Source organism: Martinezella sp. CNPSo 3890 (assembly GCF_057784455.1).
Window position 1 is genome coordinate 1 of the sequence record NZ_JBXSOR010000012.1, and the last position, 19,391, is coordinate 19,391.

19 protein-coding genes are annotated in these 19,391 nt (G+C 59.8%); 4 read left to right on the plus strand and 15 right to left on the minus strand.

The window, feature by feature from the left end; genetic code table 11:
- Window positions 1-128 precede the first annotated feature (128 nt).
- Entirely contained in the window at window positions 129-434 is a 306-nt protein-coding gene (locus tag AC13RC_RS23655) for a hypothetical protein (RefSeq protein WP_269244463.1), read from the minus strand.
- Between AC13RC_RS23655 and AC13RC_RS23660 the strand changes: the two genes are divergently transcribed.
- On the plus strand, window positions 421-2,361 hold the full coding sequence (locus AC13RC_RS23660; protein ID WP_145636231.1) for a M23 family metallopeptidase: 1,941 nt from the start codon (window positions 421-423) through the stop codon (window positions 2,359-2,361). The two genes, AC13RC_RS23655 and AC13RC_RS23660, sit on opposite strands and share 14 nt — an antisense overlap.
- Window positions 2,362-2,467: 106 nt before the next feature.
- Here AC13RC_RS23660 and clpB read toward each other — a convergent pair whose 3' ends face one another.
- From clpB to AC13RC_RS23695, 7 genes are all read right to left on the minus strand, one after another.
- Entirely contained in the window at window positions 2,468-5,068 is a 2,601-nt protein-coding gene (clpB, locus tag AC13RC_RS23665; RefSeq protein ID WP_112723644.1) for an ATP-dependent chaperone ClpB, read from the minus strand.
- A gap of 384 nt (window positions 5,069-5,452) precedes the next feature.
- Window positions 5,453-6,148: a DUF4167 domain-containing protein gene (locus AC13RC_RS23670; protein ID WP_095435959.1), complete on the minus strand. Its 696-nt coding sequence runs from the start codon at window positions 6,146-6,148 to the stop codon at window positions 5,453-5,455.
- Window positions 6,149-6,494: 346 nt separating this feature from the next.
- On the minus strand, window positions 6,495-7,370 hold the full coding sequence (prmC, locus tag AC13RC_RS23675; protein WP_488558605.1) for a peptide chain release factor N(5)-glutamine methyltransferase: 876 nt from the start codon (window positions 7,368-7,370) through the stop codon (window positions 6,495-6,497).
- Window positions 7,367-8,446 carry a peptide chain release factor 1 gene (prfA, locus tag AC13RC_RS23680; RefSeq protein WP_069612964.1) on the minus strand — a complete coding sequence of 360 codons (1,080 nt, stop codon included), beginning with the start codon at window positions 8,444-8,446 and terminating at the stop codon, window positions 7,367-7,369. Before prfA ends, prmC begins: the two co-directional genes overlap by 4 nt.
- Before the next feature lie 93 nt (window positions 8,447-8,539).
- Complete coding sequence (gene ptsP / locus AC13RC_RS23685) at window positions 8,540-10,807, minus strand: phosphoenolpyruvate--protein phosphotransferase (protein ID WP_488558606.1); 2,268 nt, start codon at window positions 10,805-10,807, stop codon at window positions 8,540-8,542.
- 100 nt (window positions 10,808-10,907) lie between these two features.
- Window positions 10,908-12,182 (minus strand): aspartate kinase, encoded by a 1,275-nt coding sequence (locus AC13RC_RS23690; RefSeq protein WP_069612962.1) that lies wholly within the window; start codon window positions 12,180-12,182, stop codon window positions 10,908-10,910.
- A gap of 171 nt (window positions 12,183-12,353) precedes the next feature.
- Window positions 12,354-12,980, minus strand: a complete 627-nt coding sequence (locus AC13RC_RS23695) for a hypothetical protein (RefSeq protein WP_113332336.1) — start codon at window positions 12,978-12,980, stop codon at window positions 12,354-12,356.
- Window positions 12,981-13,243: 263 nt separating this feature from the next.
- On the opposite strand from AC13RC_RS23695, the gene ubiG reads away from it, so the two are divergent.
- Entirely contained in the window at window positions 13,244-13,996 is a 753-nt protein-coding gene (gene ubiG / locus AC13RC_RS23700; protein WP_145636243.1) for a bifunctional 2-polyprenyl-6-hydroxyphenol methylase/3-demethylubiquinol 3-O-methyltransferase UbiG, read from the plus strand.
- A gap of 21 nt (window positions 13,997-14,017) precedes the next feature.
- On the opposite strand, the gene AC13RC_RS23705 is transcribed toward ubiG, so the two are convergent.
- The 5 genes from AC13RC_RS23705 to AC13RC_RS23725 are packed head-to-tail and all read right to left on the minus strand — an operon-like array spanning window position 14,018 to window position 16,975.
- The gene (locus AC13RC_RS23705; RefSeq protein WP_113332338.1) at window positions 14,018-14,605 is read right to left on the minus strand and encodes a DUF3291 domain-containing protein; all 588 of its coding nucleotides are present in this window, start codon (window positions 14,603-14,605) and stop codon (window positions 14,018-14,020) included.
- The gene (locus AC13RC_RS23710; RefSeq protein ID WP_113332339.1) at window positions 14,605-15,033 is read right to left on the minus strand and encodes a DUF1178 family protein; all 429 of its coding nucleotides are present in this window, start codon (window positions 15,031-15,033) and stop codon (window positions 14,605-14,607) included. The genes AC13RC_RS23705 and AC13RC_RS23710 overlap by 1 nt, the downstream gene beginning before the upstream one ends.
- Window positions 15,030-15,887 (minus strand): carbon-nitrogen hydrolase family protein, encoded by an 858-nt coding sequence (locus AC13RC_RS23715; RefSeq protein WP_113354195.1) that lies wholly within the window; start codon window positions 15,885-15,887, stop codon window positions 15,030-15,032. The genes AC13RC_RS23710 and AC13RC_RS23715 overlap by 4 nt, the downstream gene beginning before the upstream one ends.
- A 23-nt stretch (window positions 15,888-15,910) precedes the next feature.
- On the minus strand, window positions 15,911-16,168 hold the full coding sequence (grxC, locus tag AC13RC_RS23720; RefSeq protein ID WP_488558607.1) for a glutaredoxin 3: 258 nt from the start codon (window positions 16,166-16,168) through the stop codon (window positions 15,911-15,913).
- Between the two features lie 30 nt (window positions 16,169-16,198).
- A complete protein-coding gene (locus AC13RC_RS23725; RefSeq protein ID WP_488558608.1) occupies window positions 16,199-16,975 on the minus strand; it encodes a ComF family protein in 777 nt (258 codons plus the stop codon).
- Window positions 16,976-17,094: 119 nt separating this feature from the next.
- Here AC13RC_RS23725 and AC13RC_RS23730 point away from each other — a divergent pair, with 119 nt between their 5' ends.
- Entirely contained in the window at window positions 17,095-17,979 is an 885-nt protein-coding gene (locus AC13RC_RS23730; RefSeq protein WP_488558609.1) for a methyltransferase domain-containing protein, read from the plus strand.
- Between the two features lie 9 nt (window positions 17,980-17,988).
- On the opposite strand, the gene AC13RC_RS23735 is transcribed toward AC13RC_RS23730, so the two are convergent.
- Window positions 17,989-18,171, minus strand: coding sequence for a Flp family type IVb pilin (locus tag AC13RC_RS23735; protein ID WP_069612954.1), 183 nt, complete (start codon window positions 18,169-18,171; stop codon window positions 17,989-17,991).
- 175 nt (window positions 18,172-18,346) lie between these two features.
- A complete protein-coding gene (locus AC13RC_RS23740) occupies window positions 18,347-18,664 on the minus strand; it encodes a hypothetical protein (protein WP_069612953.1) in 318 nt (105 codons plus the stop codon).
- A 384-nt stretch (window positions 18,665-19,048) separates the two neighbouring features.
- On the opposite strand from AC13RC_RS23740, the gene AC13RC_RS23745 reads away from it, so the two are divergent.
- Window positions 19,049-19,375: a hypothetical protein gene (locus AC13RC_RS23745; RefSeq protein ID WP_069612952.1), complete on the plus strand. Its 327-nt coding sequence runs from the start codon at window positions 19,049-19,051 to the stop codon at window positions 19,373-19,375.
- Window positions 19,376-19,391: the final 16 nt, after the last annotated feature.

Here is a 19,391-nt window from a genome sequence, read left to right on the forward strand (position 1 = left end):
AAGGAAACACCAGAGCGAGAGACTTCGTCGCCAGCAGCGCCGCCGCCCTCGTCAGTGATCGGGCTTATAGACCCCCCAACCCGATATAGTCAACAGGCCTATTTTGAAAAAAATCAAAAAACAAATAACTAATTGATTCTTATGTGAGTTTTGTGAAGATGCCCTGTAGTCATCGAAAATAGCCTGCAAAAACACCCACAGATATCCTGGATGAAGCGTCGGGCCGCCTGCACGATGACGGAACAAGCCGCAAAACCGCTTTTCTGCATCCCCATCTTCATCAGCGAGCCTGCCATTTTATGGGAAACAGCATATGGATCGCCGCAAAAAACGCCCGGTTGATTTGACACCCCTGTCATAAATATGCACATCTTCGCCCCCAGCCTGCGGCTCGCATGAAGGAAGCGGATCACGATCGGCATGATGACGGACAAGATGATGCTCCGATCGCTCGGCAACGAGCCGCCTATCCTGGCCGATGGCCGGCGGGCGCCGGATCGGCGCGAAGTGTCTCTCCGTTGGCTTTCCGGCACCTTTCTGACAGGCCTGACGTCGAGTATCCTGATGGGCGTGGCCTTGTTTGCCGCACTTGACGGCCGCCAGCAGCTGGCGATCCCCGCGGAAGCCTACGCGACATCGGACAATCATAATGCCACCGACGACCAGGTCACCCGCGGCGGCCGGCTGATTTCCACCGCGATCGCCTCGAAGCCGTCCGACCGCAATATTCTCGAAGTTTCGACCGTTGTGCGCGATGGCGACAAGGAGGTGGTGCGCCGCCAGCCCTTCGCCCATGTGAAGATCGCGCTCGCCACCAATCGCATCGCCAGCGAAAGCTATCCTCCCTTCGATCCGCTGGCGATCTTTTCCGCCGACGAAAACATACCGCAGCCCGCCAACAAGACCGGCGCCATCTACGGATCGGACGTCGAATCCGAAGTCAGCCTGAAGACGATTGCCTTTCCCACCAAGGATATTCCCTTCCAGCTCGCCGGCTCCATGTCACTCGATGAGGTCGAAGAAAATGTCCGTTCCAACGGTTCGGTGCTGGCGGACGGCAATACCCAGCTTTCGGCGCTCTATTATGTCGACCCGCGCCGTTTCGCCAATGACGATCCCGACGTCGATCTGACGGCGGGCCTTGCGGCCCGCATCGTTGAAGAGAACATGTCGGTCTCCGCTCCGGAAGCCGTGACCGCGCAGACGGAAGAATTTGCCGACGACATCATTCCCGTCCGCGAAAACATGTCGATTGCCGCGGCGCTGACCGGATCCGGTTATCTGAAGGCTGACGCGGACGATGTCGCAGCCAAGATCCAGCCGCTCTTCGGTTCGTCCGATGTCTCCGCCGGCGACGTGTTGCGTATCGGCATCCTTCAGAAGGGTGAGCAGGCGAAAATCATCCGCGCCAGCATCTATCGCGGCACGAAACATCTGCTCACCATCGCGCAGAACGACCGCGGCGAATTCGTCGCCGGCAGTGCACCGCCGATGCTCGATGCCATCGCCACGGCCTTCGATAACGACTTGCCAGCTGTTGCGGCCGGCCGCGACCTGCCGAGCGTCTACGACGGCATCTATCGCGCCGCCCTTTCCTACGGCATGACCAAGGAGATGGTGGCACAGATCGTCAAGCTGCTTGCGAGCAATGTCGATTTCCAGGCGCAGCTGAAACCGACGGATTCGCTGGAAGCCTTCTTCTCGGTCACCGACGACAAGGGACAGGCGACGGCCGATTCCGAACTGCTCTACGTCAACGCCAGATTCGGCGATAACGTCACCCGCTTCTATCGCTTCGAGGATCCGACCGATCATTCGATCGACTACTTCGACGAGAATGGCAAGAGCATCCGGCAGTTCCTGCTGCGCAATCCCGTTCCCACCGGCGTCTTCAAATCCGGCTTCGGCATGCGCCGCCACCCGATCCTAGGCTTTGCGCGCATGCATACCGGTGTTGACTGGTCAGCCCCGCGCGGCACGCCGATCATCGCTGCCGGCAACGGCATCGTCGAAAAAGCCGGTTGGGATTCAGGTGGTTTCGGCAATCAGACACTGATCCGCCATGCCAATGGCTACGTCTCCTCCTACAATCACCAGAGCGCGATCGCCAAAGGCGTCGTGCCGGGCGCAAAGGTGGTGCAGGGACAGGTGATCGGCTTTATCGGCTCGACGGGCCTGGCGACCGGCCCCCACCTGCACTACGAGCTGATCGTCAACGGCACGAAGGTCGATCCCTTACGCATCCGCCTTCCCGGCGGCAAATCGCTGGAAGGCGATGCGCTCGCCAAATTCCAGGAAGAGCGCAAGCGCATCGATACGCTGCTCACCGACGAGAAGACGAAGCAAATCGCCAGCAAGTAGCCTCGGCCGCTCGGCCTATTTCATGCTGAGCTATCAACACTACGCTACGGCCGATAGCAAAATGGCGGCCCGAAGACCGCCATCTGCGTTGACTCGGTCGGCCAGCTTATGCCGCTTCGTTTACCGCCTGACGCGGGCGGAACAACAGCCGGTCCGAACCACTGGTTACCTTGACGAGCGAGCCATCCGGAATCTGCCCGGACAGGATCTGTTCGGCTAGCGGATCCTGGACATATTTCTGGATCACCCGCTTCAGCGGCCGCGCACCGTAGACCGGATCGTAGCCCTTGTTGGCCAGCCAATGGCGGGCATCGTCGTCGAGTTCGAGCGTGATCTTGCGTTCCGACAACAGCTTCAGCAGACGTTCGAGCTGAATGTCCACGATCGCGCCCATCTCATCGCGCTTCAGGCGATGGAACAGGATGATCTCGTCGATACGGTTCAGGAATTCCGGCCGGAAATGCGACCGGACGACTTCCATCACCTGCTCGCGCACCAGATCGCTGTCATCGCCGTCCTTCAGCTGGGTGAGATATTCGGCACCCAGATTGGAGGTCATGATGATCATCGTATTGCGGAAATCGACCGTGCGGCCCTGTCCATCCGTCAAACGTCCGTCATCCAGAACCTGGAGCAGGATGTTGAAGACATCGGGATGCGCCTTCTCGATCTCGTCGAACAGCACGACCTGATAGGGCCGGCGGCGGACGGCTTCGGTCAATGCGCCGCCTTCCTCATAGCCGACATAGCCGGGAGGGGCACCGATCAACCGCGCCACGGAGTGCTTCTCCATGTACTCGGACATGTCGATGCGCACCATTGCCGTCTCGTCGTCGAAGAGGAAGCGGGCAAGCGCCTTGGTCAGTTCCGTCTTGCCGACACCCGTCGGACCGAGGAAGATGAAAGAGCCGATCGGCCGGTTCGGATCCTGCAGGCCGGCACGCGAGCGGCGAACGGCACGCGACACAGCCTGAACGGCGTCACCTTGGCCGACGACCCATTTTGCCAGCTCGTCTTCCATCCGCAGCAGCTTGTCGCGCTCGCCTTCCAGCATCTTGTCCACGGGAATCCCGGTCCAGCGGGAAACGACCTGGGCGATATTGTCGGCGGTAACGACCTCCTGCACCATGGAATCGCGGGCACTATCCTGCTCTTCCGCGGCGTGCAATTCCTTCTCCAGATTGGGGATGACGCCATAGGCAAGCTCGCCGGCACGCTGGAATTCACCCTTGCGTTGGGCAATGGCGAGCTCGTTGCGGGCATCGTCGAGCTGCTTCTTGAGATCGGCGGCAAGACCGAGCTTCTGCTTTTCAGCCTGCCAACGCGCGGTCAGTGCATCGGCTTCCTCTTCGAGAGAAGCAAGATCACCCTCCAGTCTTTTCAGCCGGTCGGCCGAGGACTGGTCGGTTTCCTTTTTCAGCGCCTCGCGCTCGATCTTCAGCTGGATGATGCGACGATCGAGCTCGTCGAGCTCTTCCGGCTTGGAATCCACCTGCATACGCAGACGCGCCGCTGCCTCGTCCATCAGGTCGATGGCCTTGTCCGGCAGGAAGCGATCGGTGATGTAGCGGTTCGACAGGGTTGCAGCAGCCACCAGAGCGGCATCGGCGATGCGCACCTTGTGATGCTGCTCATATTTTTCCTTCAAGCCACGCAGGATCGAGATCGTGTCTTCGACCGTCGGTTCCTCAACCATGACAGGCTGGAAGCGACGGGCAAGCGCCGGATCTTTCTCGACATGCTTGCGGTATTCATCGAGCGTGGTCGCGCCGACGCAGTGAAGTTCGCCGCGCGCAAGGGCCGGTTTCAGCAGGTTGGATGCATCCATCGCGCCATCGGCCTTGCCGGCACCGACAAGGGTGTGCATTTCATCGATGAAGAGGATGATCTCGCCATTTTCCGACTGTACTTCGTTGAGCACGGCCTTCAGCCGCTCTTCGAACTCGCCGCGGAACTTCGCACCGGCAATCAGCGCGCCCATGTCGAGCGCCATCAGCTTCTTGTCCTTCAGCGATTCCGGTACGTCGCCATTGACGATACGCAGCGCCAAGCCTTCGACGATCGCCGTCTTGCCGACGCCGGGCTCACCAATGAGCACAGGATTGTTCTTGGTCCGGCGAGACAGGACCTGGATGGTGCGACGAATTTCGTCGTCACGACCGATCACCGGGTCGAGCTTGCCTTCGCGGGCCTCGGCGGTGAGATCGCGAGCATATTTCTTCAGCGAATCGAAGCCCTGCTCCGCATTGGCGGAGTCAGCCGTGCGGCCCTTGCGGATATCATTGATGACCTGATTGAGGGCGACGGGCGTGACGCCTGCATTTTTCAGGGTTGCCGAGGTCGACGCCGTAGGCTCGATCGCCAGCGCCTGCAAAAGACGCTCGACGGTGACGAAACTATCGCCCGCCTTCTTGGCCGCATCTTCTGCAGTCGTGAAAACCTTGGCGAGCGGCTGTGAGAGATAGACCTGGCCGTCACCGCCGGAAACCTTCGGCAGCTTGGCAAGCGCGGCATCATTGGCGATACGGGCAGCCTTGGCGTCGCCGCCGGCACGTTCAATCAACGAGGCGGCCATGCCCTGGTCGTCGTCCAGAAGCACCTTGAGAACGTGCTCGGGCGTGAACTGCTGATTACCCTGTGCAAGCGCATTGGTTTGGGCGGATTGCAGAAAACCGCGTACCCGCTCGGAGTATTTTTCAATATTCATATGAGACCTCCATGAATCGCTCTGCCCGGACCCGGCACAGACCGATGATTGAGATTGAGCCCCCTCTAGAGGCGAGCCCCGCCTTACCGCCATTGAGATTTGCAGCAAGACAACTGGAGGAGATATGGGAGGCTATCTGAAGAGTTTAAAGGGTGCGAAACGCGAAAAAAGCGCGGGGTTTGGTTGGCAAATCGCGCCGACTTATTGGCCGGTTCCCTCAGCTAAACCCAGCTTCGGCGGTGATGGTAGCGAATCTTTCTCTCTCGCTACCTGATGACCATTCAGCCCTTTCCATTCGCCCATAGCAAAACGGCAACGGCAGCGCATCTCGCACTGCCGTTGCCGTTTCAATTTCTGTCGACTGCGCCCGAAAGCGTATGGGCCTTATTCCGAGGTTGCGTCCGCCAAGGCCGGAGCTTCGCCCGAAGCGGCTTCGCCCTCACCGTCGCCACCGGCAGCGCTGCGGCGCGGCTGGCGGCGCGGACGGTTACCGCCGGCACTGCGGCGGCGCGGCTGGCGCTCGGTGGCTGCCACGGCCGGAGTTTCCTCTTCGATCGCCACTTCGGCCGGAATCCCTTCGATCACCGGCTGCGGACCGGTGCCATTGATGACCTCGGGCTCGCTGGCCGGAGCGGCAGCAACCGCTGGAGCAGCCTGCTGCTGGCGACCGTGGGGCTGAGCCATCTGCGGCTGATCGTCGATCTCCTGCGCATCGATATCGTCGATATCGCGCTCGGCATTATCGCGGTCGTTGTAATTGTGATGATCGTCGCGCTGGTAGCGCTCCTGCATCTGGGCCTGGGCGCTGGCAATGATCCGATTGTAGTGCTCGGCATGCTGCAGGTAGTTTTCCGCCATGACGCGGTCGCCGGAGCTTTGAGCATCGCGGGCCAAGGCCGCGTACTTCTCGGCGATGTGCTGTGCGGTTCCGCGGATTTTCACATCGGGACCGGAGCTGTCGTAAGTCCTGGTCAGCGGGTTCGAGCCCTTGCGGTTGAAATTGTTGTTGTTATTTCCGCCGCCGCCGTTGTTGTTATTACCACGCCCCCGACCGCGCTTGTTTTGCTGTCCTGGCCTCATAGATCCTTCACCTGAATTCTCTTCGTTGGGATAAAATCATACACGGCACCTGCCGCCGCGGGTCGGATACTTCCGAACCGGGGCCTGCGTGCCGCAAGCAAACTGCGCTTTAGCGCTCGTCTGCCGCTCGACTACGTCAGATTAACTGATCACGCATTGGGTTATCTTCAACCTTTGACACTCTTATCAGAGAGCGGATCCCCGAGGCTGTCCAAGATGAGCGAATCGTCTCGTTCATTCCCAGCCGCCCAACGCGTGAGCGCAACCTATATTGCTTCCTCAGGAAATCCAAGCTTTTTCTTTGCGATAACAACGGGGTTCCACAAATCCGCTGCAAAATGTCACGTTAATGTTGAAATTCAAACACAAGAACCCGGTCGTTCTGGCCGTAGTCCCGAACCGCCTCGACAAGGGAAAATCCTGCTCCTTCAAAAACCGAAGTCACCGTTTCACGCTGATCGTAGCCGATCTCCACACCAATCATACCGTTCTGATATAGAAATCGAGCCGCATCCTTTGCGATCGCCCTGTATGCATCCAGCCCATCAAGGCCCCCATCAAGGGCCGTGGGAGGATCGAAATCCTTTACTTCTGGAGCGAGAGTGGAAATGACACTAGACGCAATATAGGGCGGATTTGAGACAATCACGTGAAAACGTTCGTGGATGGCTTCAAACCAGCTCCCTTGCACAGTTCTGAACCGCGCCGCCAGGCCATTTCGCTCCGCGTTCCCGCGAGCGGTTTCCAGCGCTTCGCTGGAAATATCGGAACCAACGCCCATTGCTTTAGGGCATTCATGAAGCAGGGCCAGGCAAATGGCCCCGGTTCCCGTTCCGATGTCCAGTATATGGATATTGCCGATCTGGGATTCAAGACGCCTGACATGTGGCAGCATCGTATCGACGAGAATTTCGGTATCGGGCCGCGGTTCGAGCGTTGCAGCCGAAAGCCGCAGCGAGAGACCATAGAATTCCCGCTCGCCGAGAATGCGATAGACCGGCTCATGATTGAGCCGACGATCGATCGCCGCTCGTATCATCACCACATCATCCTCGGATACGGGCTCGGAACCGTGCGTCACGAGGCCGGTTGTAGAAAGATGCAGAAGACCGCCGACAAGAATGCGTGCTTCCGTGGCGGGATCGTCGAGATCGGCCCCGGCAAATCGGGTGCGCGCCTCCTGCAGGAGCTCGGATGCGGTCGGCCCCTGCTCGCCACTCATGCCTGTTCGCCAAGCTGGGCGAGCTGGCTCGCCTGATAATCCGCCAGCAGCGCATCGACCACCTCGTCGATCTCGCCCACCATCATCCGGTCGAGCTTGTAGAGCGTCAGGTTGATGCGGTGATCGGTGACGCGCCCCTGCGGGAAATTATAGGTGCGGATGCGCTCGGACCGATCGCCGGAGCCGACCTGGCTCTTGCGGTCGGCGGAACGCTCGCTGTCGGCCCGCTGGCGCTCCATGTCGAACAGGCGAGACCGCAGGACCTGCATGGCTTTGGCGCGGTTCTGATGCTGCGACTTTTCCGAGCTGGTGACAACGATACCCGAGGGAAGATGGGTGATGCGCACGGCCGAGTCGGTCGTGTTGACGTGCTGACCACCGGCACCTGAAGAGCGCATGGTGTCGATGCGGATATCCTCAGGCCGGATCTCGATATCGATTTCTTCGGCTTCCGGCAGCACGGCGACGGTCGCCGCAGAAGTATGAATACGCCCGCTCGCCTCGGTTTCCGGCACACGCTGCACGCGGTGAACGCCGGATTCGAACTTCAATCGGGAAAATACGCCCTTGCCGCTGATGGTGGCGATGATTTCCTTGAAACCACCCGCTTCGCCCTCGCTCGCCGAAAGCACTTCCACCTTCCAGCCATTGCTGGCGGCAAAACGCTCATACATGCGGAATAGATCGCCAGCAAAGAGGGCCGCTTCGGAGCCGCCGGTGCCGGCGCGGATTTCCAGGATCGCGCTCTTCTCGTCGGCGGCATCCTTCGGCAGAAGCTCGATCTGGATCGCCTTTTCCAGCGTCTCGATCCGCTCCTTAACCTCGGGCAGCTCCATTTCGGCAAGATCGCGCATATCGCGATCGACTGATTTGTCGGAGAGCATGGTTTCGAGATCGGCAGCCTCGGCAAGGGCGCGCTCGTAATCGCGGATTTTGGTCACGACCGGCTGCAGCTCGGAATATTCGGAAGCAAGCTTCACATAGACATCTGCGGCCGGGCCGGCGGACATGCGCGCCTCGATCTCGCCGAAACGGCGTTCCAATTCGCGCATTTTTTCAACAGGGAGCTTCGCCACCCTCTACTCCAATTCTTCTTATTATCTCTGCTTTGATGTTGTGATGCGCATGATCCCGCCTGCAAACCGCTTCGTGCTTTTCAGGATCGCGCGCTAAAGCGGAATATTGTGGCTCTCGGCAAAGCGCACAAGGATATCCCGCATGGAACTCGTCGGCTGCTTGTCATCGAGTGCGGCTTCCATGACTTCGGACAAGGCCTTGAGGTCAAGCCCGAGCAGCATTGCCTTGACCGGCCCGATCGAGGCCGGCGACATCGAAACCGAGCGGAAACCGATGCCGAGCAGAGCCATGGCCGAAATCGTCTTGCCCGCCAGTTCGCCGCAAAGCGTCACCGGCGTCTTGTTGCGTTCGCCAGCCCGCACAATATCGCGCAGGATACGCAGAAACGGCCGCTCGAGCGGATCGAAGCGATCCGAAACGCGGGCATTGCCACGATCGACAGCCATCGAGAACTGGAACAGGTCGTTGGAGCCGACCGAGACGAAATCGACCTCCGCCATCAGCTCGTCCAGCTGCCACAGTAGCGCGGGCACTTCGAGCATTGCGCCGAACTGCAGCTTGCGCGGCAGGCCGTGCCCGAAGCGCGAGAGGTGCTGCACTTCCTTTTGCAGAAGTTCACGCACGGCTCGGATCTCGGAGACTTCCGTGACCATCGGCACCATCATCTTCAATTCGCTGTCGGCTGCCGCCCTGAGCATAGCCCTGAGCTGCGTGCGCAACAGGCCTGGACGATCGAGCGAGAGGCGGATGGCGCGCCAGCCGAGCGCGGGGTTTTCTTCCTCATGCGCCCGGAAATAGGGAACGACCTTGTCGCCGCCGATATCGAGCGTGCGGAAGGTGACGATACGACCACCCGCCTGCTTCATGACATTGCGATAGAAGGCTTCCTGTTCATCCGCCTTCGGCATGGTCGAGGCGATCATGAACTGCAGTTCGGTGCGGAACAGACCGATGCCCTCGGCTCCGGATTCCGCAAGTTGCGGCAGGTCTACCAGCAGACCGGCATTCATCAGCAGCGAAATGCGCTGTCCGTCCTTGGTGACCGGCTCGACGGAACGCAGAGCCCGGAACTGCTCCTGCCTACGGGCACGGAACCGGACCTTCTCTTCATAGGAGCGCTGATGATCAGCCATCGGCCGCAGGTGTACATGACCACCGTCGCCGTCGATGATGACCGGATCGCCGTTTTCGGCCAGCGCAACGACACCTACCGCCTGTCCGACGACCGGAATGCCCATGGCGCGTGCCACGATGACGACGTGGCTCGTGACAGCGCCCTCTTCCAGCACCAGGCCGCGAATATTGGCGCGGGGATAATCGAGCAGTTCAGCCGCGCCCATCGCACGCGCGAAAATGACCGCATCGTTCGGGAAGCCTTCGGCGCTGGTACGGCCTGAATGTCCGATGAGCTGCCGCAAAAGCCGGTTCGCCAGATCTTCGAAATCGTGCATGCGTTCGCGCAGATAGGGATCGGTCAGGCGCATCATGCGCGCCTTTGTGTCGCTCTGCACCTTTTCGACGGCGGCTTCAGCGGTCAGGCCGTTGCGGACGGCTTCCTCGAGCTTGCGCACCCAGCCCTGGTCGTGCGCGAACATGCGGTAGGTCTCAAGCACCTCGCGATGCTCGCCTTCCATGGACACGTCACGGCGCGACAGCATGTCGTCGATCGAAATGCGCAGCGAACCGAGTGCCTCGGCGAGGCGGCCGATTTCCTTGTCGGCATCCTCGTTCAAGAGATTGGTGACGACGATGCGCGGCTCGTGCAGCACGACATAGCCGAGGCCGATGCCTTCATTGTAGCTGTCGCCATCGATCGTAACGGAGCGAGTGAGATCGAGTTCCAGGCCAGGCTTGGTGATCTTCTTCAGCTCGCCGGTCGCGATCATCTCGGCCAGCACCATGGCCGTCGTTTCGAGCGCCTCCAGCTCTTCCTCGCGATAATTGCGGCTCGCCTTGTTCTGGACGACGAGAACGCCGAGCGAACGGCCGGTGCGCAGGATCGGCACGCCGAGGAAGGAGTGATAGATTTCTTCGCCGGTTTCCGGAAGGTAGCGGAAGGCCGGATGCGATTGTGCATCGGAAAGATTGAGCGGCTGGGCGGATGCGGCAATCGTGCCGACCAGGCCTTGCCCCATCTTCAATTGCGAAAGGTGGACGGCCTCTTTATTCAGACCCTCGGTGGCATAAAGCTCAAGGACACCGTCGGCGCGCAGCACATAGACCGAGCACACCTCGGCAACCATATTGCTGGCAATCTGGCGGACGATCCGGTCAAGGCGCTCCTGCGGCTCCAGCGGCTCCGCCATCAATTCGCGTAGCCGCTTGAGCAGAACGCGTGGACCGCCGGATAGGTCTCTCATTGCGCCACTAGCTCCCGAATCAAGATGTCATGCCCGTCTTGCCCACGTCAGGGCCGGCCGAAACTCGCCTCCGTCACGGTCCGTCGTCAGCAGTCGTGACTCAACTCTTATCCAGACCGTAGCAGGAATGCAAAGTCCTGACTGCGAGTTCTGCATAAGGACCGTCGATCAGGATGGAAATCTTGATTTCTGACGTCGTAATGGCCTTGATGTTGATGCCTTTTTCGGCAAGTGCCCTGAAAGCGGTCGCAGCTACGCCTGCATGCGAGCGCATGCCGATGCCGATGACCGAAACCTTGACCAGACCTGATTCGCTCTGGACGACGTCGTAGCCGATCTTTTCCTTGTTTTCGCCAAGAACGCGCAGCGCCTTCTCGACGTCGCCCGAGGGGACCGTGAAGGTCATATCGGTCTTGGAGCCGTCTTCGGAAATGTTCTGGACGATCATGTCGACATTGATGTGGTTTTCGGCCAGCGGCCCGAAGATCGCGGCGGAAACACCCGGCCGGTCGGCAAGACGACGCAGCGAGATCTGAGCCTCATCCTTGGCATAGGCAATGCCGGTGACTACTTCCTGTTCCACGATTTCTTCCTCGTCACAAATCAGCGTTCCGGGCGGGTTAAGCAGATCGCCCATGCCCGGAGCATCGGGATCCTCGAAAGAAGAGCGCACGAAAGTGCGGACCTTGAACACCATGGCGAGCTCGACCGAGCGCACCTGCAGCACCTTTGCACCGAGAGACGCCATTTCGAGCATTTCCTCGAAGGCGATCTTCTTGAGGCGGCGCGCCTTCGGCTCGATGCGCGGGTCGGTCGTGTAGACGCCATCGACATCCGTGTAGATATCGCAGCGATCGGCCTTCACGGCGGCGGCGATCGCAACGGCCGACGTGTCGGAACCGCCGCGGCCGAGCGTCGCGACGCGATTGTCGGGACCGAGACCCTGGAACCCGGCGACGACGGCGACCTGCCCTTCCTTCATGCGGCGGATCATGTCTTCGCCGTCGATGTCGAGAATGCGGGCCGCACCATGCGCATTGTCGGTGCGGATGGGAATCTGCCAACCCTGCCACGAACGGGCGTTGATGCCCATGGCCTGCAGCGCAATCGCCAGCAGGCCGGAGGTGACCTGCTCGCCCGAAGCCACGACGGCGTCATATTCGCGTGCATCGTAGATCGAGTGATTGGCGCCGGAGACTTTCGGCATGTTCTGGACCCAGCCGACCAGTTCGTTGGTCTTGCCGGACATGGCGGAAACGACGACTGCCACTTCGTGACCGGCATCGACCTCGCGTTTCACATGGCGTGCGACGTTCTTGATACGGTCCAGATCCGCGACGGAGGTCCCGCCGAATTTCATCACGATGCGTGCCATGTGCCTCTACCAGTACCCTGCGCCGGGCGGCCGAATGCGGAAAGCCCGACATGCAAAATCGCCCTTCCGGTTCGGTAGCCGGAAAAGCGTGATCTCAATGGGGCCGTCTCTTAGCGAGTTTGTCGGGCAGGCGCAATAGCATCGGACGCCAGAGGCGACAAAAAGTTTACTCTAAAAATCCACTTTTAAGGTCGACCAGAGCTTGTCGAGAATGCCCCCTTCCTTGGGGATATTTTCTTTGTTGAGGAAGGTGGCGACAAGCACGCCGCCTTCCGGCCGGCCGGTCGCGACAATCTCATATTCCATGACGTCGTCGTCCGTGGTCGTCTCGGCCTTCACGCCCTTCAGCACGGTACCGCTCGGCAATGTGCGCTGGGTCGCTCGCTTGCTGATTTTCGCGCCGCCATTGATACTCTCCTGCACCATCTGCTGGAGTACGACATCGGTATAGCTGGAAGGGTTAAGACCCTTATAGACCTGCACGATGATGCCCGTGCCGATCGGCGTCATCAGCGCATATTGCTGCACGCCGTCGCCGAGATCCGTCTTTGCAACCGTGAACTTGCCATCATGATCGAAGGAGAATTTGCCGCCGGTGAAGGTCACCGTCTCGCTGCGCTGCAGCTCCACCGGGACCTTGCGGCCATCCTTCATGGTGACTTCGAGCGTATCGCCGGGATTGATGCCGACGCTGACTCCGTCGATCGTCAGGCGAAACCCCTTGCCGTCCCCGGCGCATGCATGGCTGGCCGCAAACCAGCACATGGCGACGACCGTCGCGAGACGGAGTGGTCTCATGAGGAGCTCCTCTACAGGCCAGTCGATCGCAATCGATCCCGGTTCCGAAAGTCCATTTCACAACCCGGCGATTGATCGGCCATAAGATACCGCCATGTCAACCTCCGCACTGCAATTCGCATCGCGCAATCGAGATACCCCACAGCTGATCGAAGGCCGCAGGCCCTTGACATCGCGCATCGATCGTCCGACTTCACCCTTCAGGTAGAATTATTGCTTGCAGTCGTGCGAACCGCAGAACGACGCAAATGATGGAGTGAGCCATGAGCGAAACGGCAAAGAGCACGATCGACCAGAGTGAAGTGGACCGTTTTTCCGCCATGGCGGCTGAGTGGTGGAGCCCGACCGGCAAGTTCAAACCGCTTCACAAGTTCAATCCGGTCCGCCTGGCCTATATCCGCGACCGCGCCTGCGAGAATTTCGATCGCGATCCGAAGAGCAGCCGACCGCTTGAGGGCCTTCGCGTGCTCGACATCGGCTGTGGCGGCGGCCTGCTGTCGGAGCCGGTAGCGCGCATGGGCGCCACCGTCATCGGCGCCGATCCCTCGGAAAAGAACATCGGCATCGCCTCGACGCACGCGAAAGCCTCCGGCGTTCCCGTCGACTACCGTGCCGTCACCGCCGAGCAGCTGGCCGAAGCCGGCGAAACCTTCGATATCGTGCTGAACATGGAAGTGGTCGAGCATGTCGCCGACGTCGAATTCTTCCTGTCGACCTGCGCAAAAATGGTGCGTCCCGGCGGCTTGATGTTCGTTGCCACCATCAACCGCACCATGAAGGCGGCAGCCCTTGCCATCTTCGCCGCCGAAAATGTGCTTCGCTGGCTGCCCCGCGGTACGCACCAGTATGAAAAGCTGGTCCGCCCGGAGGAAATCGAAAAGCCGCTTGCCGCAAGCGGCCTCGATATCATTGCCCGCACAGGCGTCTTCTATTCGCCGCTGCAGGACCGCTGGAACCTCTCGAAGGATATGGACGTCAACTACATGCTTCTGGCGAAGCGAGCGAACTTGGGCTGATCGTGCATCTGCGAATCCGCCTCAGACCTTCAATGTCAGCACGTGTGCCAGCAACTCGCTCTGGCCCACGGCGTTGCGAGCAACGATCTCTTTAATGCGAAGGCGATCGATCTCCTGAGGCCGGCCAGCAGGCCCATAGGGCTGCTTGAACGAGAAGGCAGCCGGGCCGGCACCATGATCGTGCAAATGTTCCAGCCGCTCGACGCCATCCCTCCATTCCGGAATGGTCCCGTGATCCACCCACCAAAGGACAAGCGGCGGCCAGCTCTGCCTGAGGTTCCAGTGTCGCGCGCCTTTCAGGGCGTCGGCATGCACGCCGCTATAGGTGAATGCCATCAGCGATTCGATATCGGCCCAGAGCGACAGTGACGATGGCGCCGTCTGAAAGCCGCTGCCCTCGATGAAACGCGGAAAGACCTGTTGACCCCAACAGGGAACGCCCGGTTCGCCGGAATAACCGGATCGACCGATAAAGCCATCAGCCCGGGCAGCAGCCTCGAAATTCGCCGCCTCGCGCAGCCGAAATCCCTCGACCTCAGGACTCTCGTAGGCCGCGACATGCAGCCCGAAATTATACATGGCGAGATGTTTGCTGCCGGTCGCCGGCATCAGTTGATATCGTCTGGCAACACGGGAATGGCTGCGATCTCGATACCCTCCTCGACAAGGGCCTGCGCCTCATCAGGCGTCGCCTTGCCGATGATCCCACGCGCATCCGCTTCGCCGTAATGGATCTTGCGGGCCTCCTCAGGGAATTTCGCCCCGACATCCTCGGCATTGGCCTTGATGGCGTCAACGGCTTCCTTGAGCTTGGCCATCGCCTCCTTGCGGGCGGCATCCATGGCAAGCGTCTGCATCTCGTCCTTCTTGCGCGCGGTCGAAACCGAAGGCGCCATCAGCTGCTTGGAGATCGCAGCCGAATTGCAGACCGGACAAGTGAGAAAACCGCTTGCGACCTGGCGGTCGAAATCGGCACTTTCGGAAAACCAGCCCTCGAACTCATGGGCATTGTCACAGGTAAGCGAATAACGGATCAAGCAGCGACGCCTCCAGCCGCCGGCGTCGCGATCTTCTCCAGCGAAAATTCGCGCGCATTCTTCAGGTTCGGTATCTTGTCATGGGCTGATTTGACGGCAGCGATATCGATCTCGGCGATGACCACGGCCTCGCCCGTGCCACCGGCGGATGCCAGCACCTTGCCCCAGGGATCGATGATCATCGAATGGCCGAAAGTCTCACGGCCGTCCTCATGCTTGCCGGCCTGCGCGGCGGCAATGACGAACATGCCGTTTTCGATGGCGCGGGCGCGCAGCAGAATTTCCCAATGCGCTTCACCGGTCTGCTTTGTGAAGGCGGCAGGTACCGTCATCACCTCGGCGCCAGCAACGGCCTGGGCGCGGAAGAGCTGCGGAAAGCGCACATCGTAGCAGATGGAAAAGCCGAGTTCGGCGAACGGCAGCGATGCGATGCGCGCCTCCGACCCCGGCCGATAGACGGCGCTTTCGCGCCAGCTCTCGCCATTGTCAAGATCGACGTCGAACATATGGATCTTGTCGTAGCGGTTAATGAGCTTGCCGTCGGGACCGAAGAGGAAACCACGATTGGCGATCTTGCCGTCATCGAGCGCAATGGCGGTCGAACCGATATGCAGGTATATGCCGAGCTCTTCTGCCAGTCCGGACGCCGTCTTGACGATGATATCGTTCGGCTCGTCACGCAGCACAGCGCGCAGGCCCGGACGATCCTTCTGCACCGCGCCGGTCATCTCCGGCGTTTGCACATAGACAGCACCCTGCGAAGCGGCGTCGCGCACCAGGCGCGCCATATCAGCCGCGTTCTTCACCGGATCGACACCGGAACACATCTGGATGGCGGCAGCCTTGAAGCTCATCGGTTTCTCCCTCGTAAAGACAGTCAGGCAGCCAGCATCGGATCGAGCTTGCCGGCCCGGTCCAGCGCATGGATGTCGTCGCAGCCGCCGACATGCTCACCATTGATGAAGATCTGCGGGAAGGTCGCGGCGCCGTGCGACTTCGCGATCATCTCCTGCCGCAGTTCGGGCGAATAGGTGGCGTTGTGCTCGACATAATCGACGCCTTTGGATTCGAGCAGAGATTTCGCACGGGCGCAATAGCCGCAGAATTCACGCGTATAGATGACGACGGATGCCATGATCCACTCCGGAAAAGCCTATATCGATTGTCATATAAGATGGCCGACGACCCTTGCAAAGGTCAAAACCGTGACATCGGCCGCACCTGCTTTCTTCAGTGCGCGCGTGGCCGCGGCAACCGTGGCGCCCGTGGTATAGACATCATCGACCAGAACGATGCGCCGCCCGAATATATCGGCCGCCCGATGCTCGGAGACGGCGAAAGCACCGCGCACATTGTCCTGTCGCGCCTTCGCCCCGAGACCCACCTGCTGGCTCGTGCGTTTGACGCGCAGGAGCGTTGCGGCGAGCAGCGGCTTGCCTGAAAGACGGGCAATGTGGCGAGCAAGCTCGGCAGCCTGATTGTATTTGCGCGCAAACAGCCGCGCCCGGTGCAGCGGCACCGGAATGATCGCATCGCAATCCGCAATCGTGCCGTCGCTGGCACGCAGCATCCAGCCGGCCATCATCGGCGCGAGATCGGTGCGATCGCGATATTTCAGACTGAGAACGAGATCCCGGACGATGCCGTCGTGAACGGCGGCGGAGCGCAGGCGGTCGAAGACGGGCGGATCGGCAATCGCCTCTGCGCTGAGGATGCCGGCACCAAGATCATGGGAAAACGGACTGCCGAGCACCTCGCAATAGGGCCGCTCGATGAAGCGAACGCCCGACCAGCATGCCGCACAAAGACCGCGATGCGCGCCCACGGAAACGCCACAACCCGGGCAGGCCGGCGGATAGACCAGATCGGCAAGAGCCATCCAGGGTCTTTTCAGCCCGGCGCCCAGCATAGACAAGGTGATTTCGCGTCCCATCATCCCCATATGATTGACACTAGCAATTCCGGGAAAAGTGTATAGCGGTTTTCCGTCCGGAATTGCGCAAGAGAAAACGCGCGTGCCCGGCACGCGCCGCCGAATTGATGATAGTGCAGGAAACCACCATGGAAATCGTGTTCGACCAATCGCTGCTTGCAGCCCGCAAGCGCCGGGCCTTGAGACAAGGCGACCCGAAAGCGGCATTCCTGCTCGACATTGCCGCCGGCGAACTGGCGGAGCGGCTTGGCGTCACCGAACGCCATTTCGACGAAGTCGTCGAGCTGCATGGCACGACCGGCGTAGCTGCGCACCTGGCTCTGGCAACCGGCAAGATCAGCCATTTGAAAAGGATCGAAAGCGAAATGGGTTTTGCCGCTCCCGGCGAGACCCTTATCGAAGCGCCGCCGGAAGAACTGCCGCTGGAGCCGGAATCGGTCAATCTCGTGCTTTCGCCGCTTAGCCTGCATGTCACAAACGACACGCCCGGCGTCTTCATCCAGATCCGCCGCGCGCTGAAGGCGGATGGTCTTTTCCTGGCGGCGATCCCTGGCTCTGGAACCCTGCAGGAATTGCGCGACGTGCTGCTCGCGACCGAAATCGAACTGACGGGGGGTGCAAGCCCGCGCGTCATCCCCTTTGCCGATGTCCGCGATGTCGGTGGCCTCCTGCAGCGTGCCGGCTTTACCCTGCCCGTCATCGACGCCGAAACCTATACGGTGCGCTACGACAATCTCTTTGCCCTGATGCGCGATCTGCGGGCCATGGGCATGACCAATCCGCTGGTCGACCGCAGCCGCAAACCGCTGACGCGTGCCTTCTTCCTGCGTGCGGCCGAGCTTTACGCCGAACGCTATTCCGATCCGGACGGGCGGATCAGGGCGACATTCTCCATCATCTACGTCTCAGGCTGGACGCCGCACGAAAGCCAGCAGAAGCCGCTGCGGCCTGGTTCGGCCAAGGCGCGGTTGGCCGATGCGCTCAAGGTCGAGGAACACAAGCTCAAGCAATAGGCGGTCGCGTCAGTTCTGGGACGCCGCCGAATTCTGTATCGTATTGGACAGGAGGTTGAATGTGCTTGAGAGGCTGCCTCCGAAGGCGCCGACACCGCTGATGATCGCAGCCGACATCAAGGCTGCGATGAGGCCATATTCAATGACCGTGGCACCGGTCTTATCGGTGAAAATACGCCGAACGGAACGCATAAGCTCGAAGCTCCAAGCATTGGACAACTGATGAATCCGATGCTCGTCATGGCATCCGGCAGGCTATGCTCACGCGCCAGAGCGTTTGTGCTTCTTTAAGTCGCAAAAACGCTCTATCTTTTTGTTTCTACGCAATTCCGATGGGAAACCGCTACGCACTTTTCCTGGAATTGCTCTATTGGCAGCCGCTGTCGGCACCATAACCCTGGACGATACAAACCGAACCCGGCTCCTGCTGCAGAACACTACGGCGGATCGTATACCGCTTGCCGTTTTCCGTCTGCGGGATCGAACCCGTGGTAATATTGTCAATATCCGGCGCGCTTGCAAGCACGCGTGACTTGGATTTGTCTGATAGCATCGGGGTCAGAATAAGCGAAAGCGCGACCGCCGCCGTACCGAACAGCAAAGCGATATTCAACGCGCCCGTTCTGCGCGACGTGGAATAGGACTGCTCTTTTTCCTGAACAGCTTTCCAGAAATCGTCGTCCATTATGTCAAGCCTTCTCTAACGCACCCAACAACCGCTTGATTGAGAGAATTGAATGCCAGAAGGTCATAAACGATCCCTTAATATCCACATGCAAATTAATGAGACGTAAAATTCCGGGACAGTGCATGATTCGCATTATCAGGCTGATATTAAATGGCTAATTCTCGTTAACCATATTTGCGACGTATTGCCTTGACGCATTTCAAACCGTCACTGCGTGAACCTAAAAAAGATCCGCCCCACGACGGGACATCAAATTCGGTCCGGAGAGGCACGCACTGGACGAAAATTTCATCGATACATCAAATAATAGAGATTGACACTTGCGCGCCATGATATATCGCCAAGCTACATTTTGTTATCCTGGGTTGCGTGAATTTACACATGGCGGGTTTGCTCAAGGCGGTTGGCGGTTTGGTGATTGGTATTGCGATCCTGTTCGGGATTGCGACGTTGTTTAGTGGAAGTGCAGCGGGCGTAGCGGCGGGGCTGATAGGCGCCCTTTCCTACGCTTTTAACGGCGCCGTGATTTTTGCCCTTGGACTGATGCTCGAACATTTGGAGGCAATTCGCCGCGAATGTGACAGGCAATCTGACATGCTGACGGATTTGCTCCGCAAAATGCCGAAGACGGATGCGTCCCCTCGAGAGCCCGGCGTCTCCCAACTTGATCAGCTTGCAAAATCAAGTTTCAAATTCAGAGATATCTAGACACGGGGGGCGCGAC

Bases quoted from the DNA above. Each gene is read 5' to 3' on its own strand.
- AC13RC_RS23660 (WP_145636231.1), top strand. From the start codon at position 421: ATGATGACGGACAAGATGATGCTCCGATCGCTCGGCAACGAGCCGCCT.
- clpB (WP_112723644.1), bottom strand. From the start codon at position 5,068: ATGAATATTGAAAAATACTCCGAGCGGGTACGCGGTTTTCTGCAATCC.
- AC13RC_RS23670 (WP_095435959.1), bottom strand. From the start codon at position 6,148: ATGAGGCCAGGACAGCAAAACAAGCGCGGTCGGGGGCGTGGTAATAAC.
- prmC (WP_488558605.1), bottom strand. From the start codon at position 7,370: ATGAGTGGCGAGCAGGGGCCGACCGCATCCGAGCTCCTGCAGGAGGCG.
- ptsP (WP_488558606.1), bottom strand. From the start codon at position 10,807: ATGAGAGACCTATCCGGCGGTCCACGCGTTCTGCTCAAGCGGCTACGC.
- AC13RC_RS23690 (WP_069612962.1), bottom strand. From the start codon at position 12,182: ATGGCACGCATCGTGATGAAATTCGGCGGGACCTCCGTCGCGGATCTG.
- AC13RC_RS23695 (WP_113332336.1), bottom strand. From the start codon at position 12,980: ATGAGACCACTCCGTCTCGCGACGGTCGTCGCCATGTGCTGGTTTGCG.
- ubiG (WP_145636243.1), top strand. From the start codon at position 13,244: ATGAGCGAAACGGCAAAGAGCACGATCGACCAGAGTGAAGTGGACCGT.
- AC13RC_RS23705 (WP_113332338.1), bottom strand. From the start codon at position 14,605: ATGCCGGCGACCGGCAGCAAACATCTCGCCATGTATAATTTCGGGCTG.
- AC13RC_RS23715 (WP_113354195.1), bottom strand. From the start codon at position 15,887: ATGAGCTTCAAGGCTGCCGCCATCCAGATGTGTTCCGGTGTCGATCCG.
- grxC (WP_488558607.1), bottom strand. From the start codon at position 16,168: ATGGCATCCGTCGTCATCTATACGCGTGAATTCTGCGGCTATTGCGCC.
- AC13RC_RS23725 (WP_488558608.1), bottom strand. From the start codon at position 16,975: ATGGGGATGATGGGACGCGAAATCACCTTGTCTATGCTGGGCGCCGGG.
- AC13RC_RS23730 (WP_488558609.1), top strand. From the start codon at position 17,095: ATGGAAATCGTGTTCGACCAATCGCTGCTTGCAGCCCGCAAGCGCCGG.
- AC13RC_RS23735 (WP_069612954.1), bottom strand. From the start codon at position 18,171: ATGCGTTCCGTTCGGCGTATTTTCACCGATAAGACCGGTGCCACGGTC.
- AC13RC_RS23740 (WP_069612953.1), bottom strand. From the start codon at position 18,664: ATGGACGACGATTTCTGGAAAGCTGTTCAGGAAAAAGAGCAGTCCTAT.
- AC13RC_RS23745 (WP_069612952.1), top strand. From the start codon at position 19,049: ATGGCGGGTTTGCTCAAGGCGGTTGGCGGTTTGGTGATTGGTATTGCG.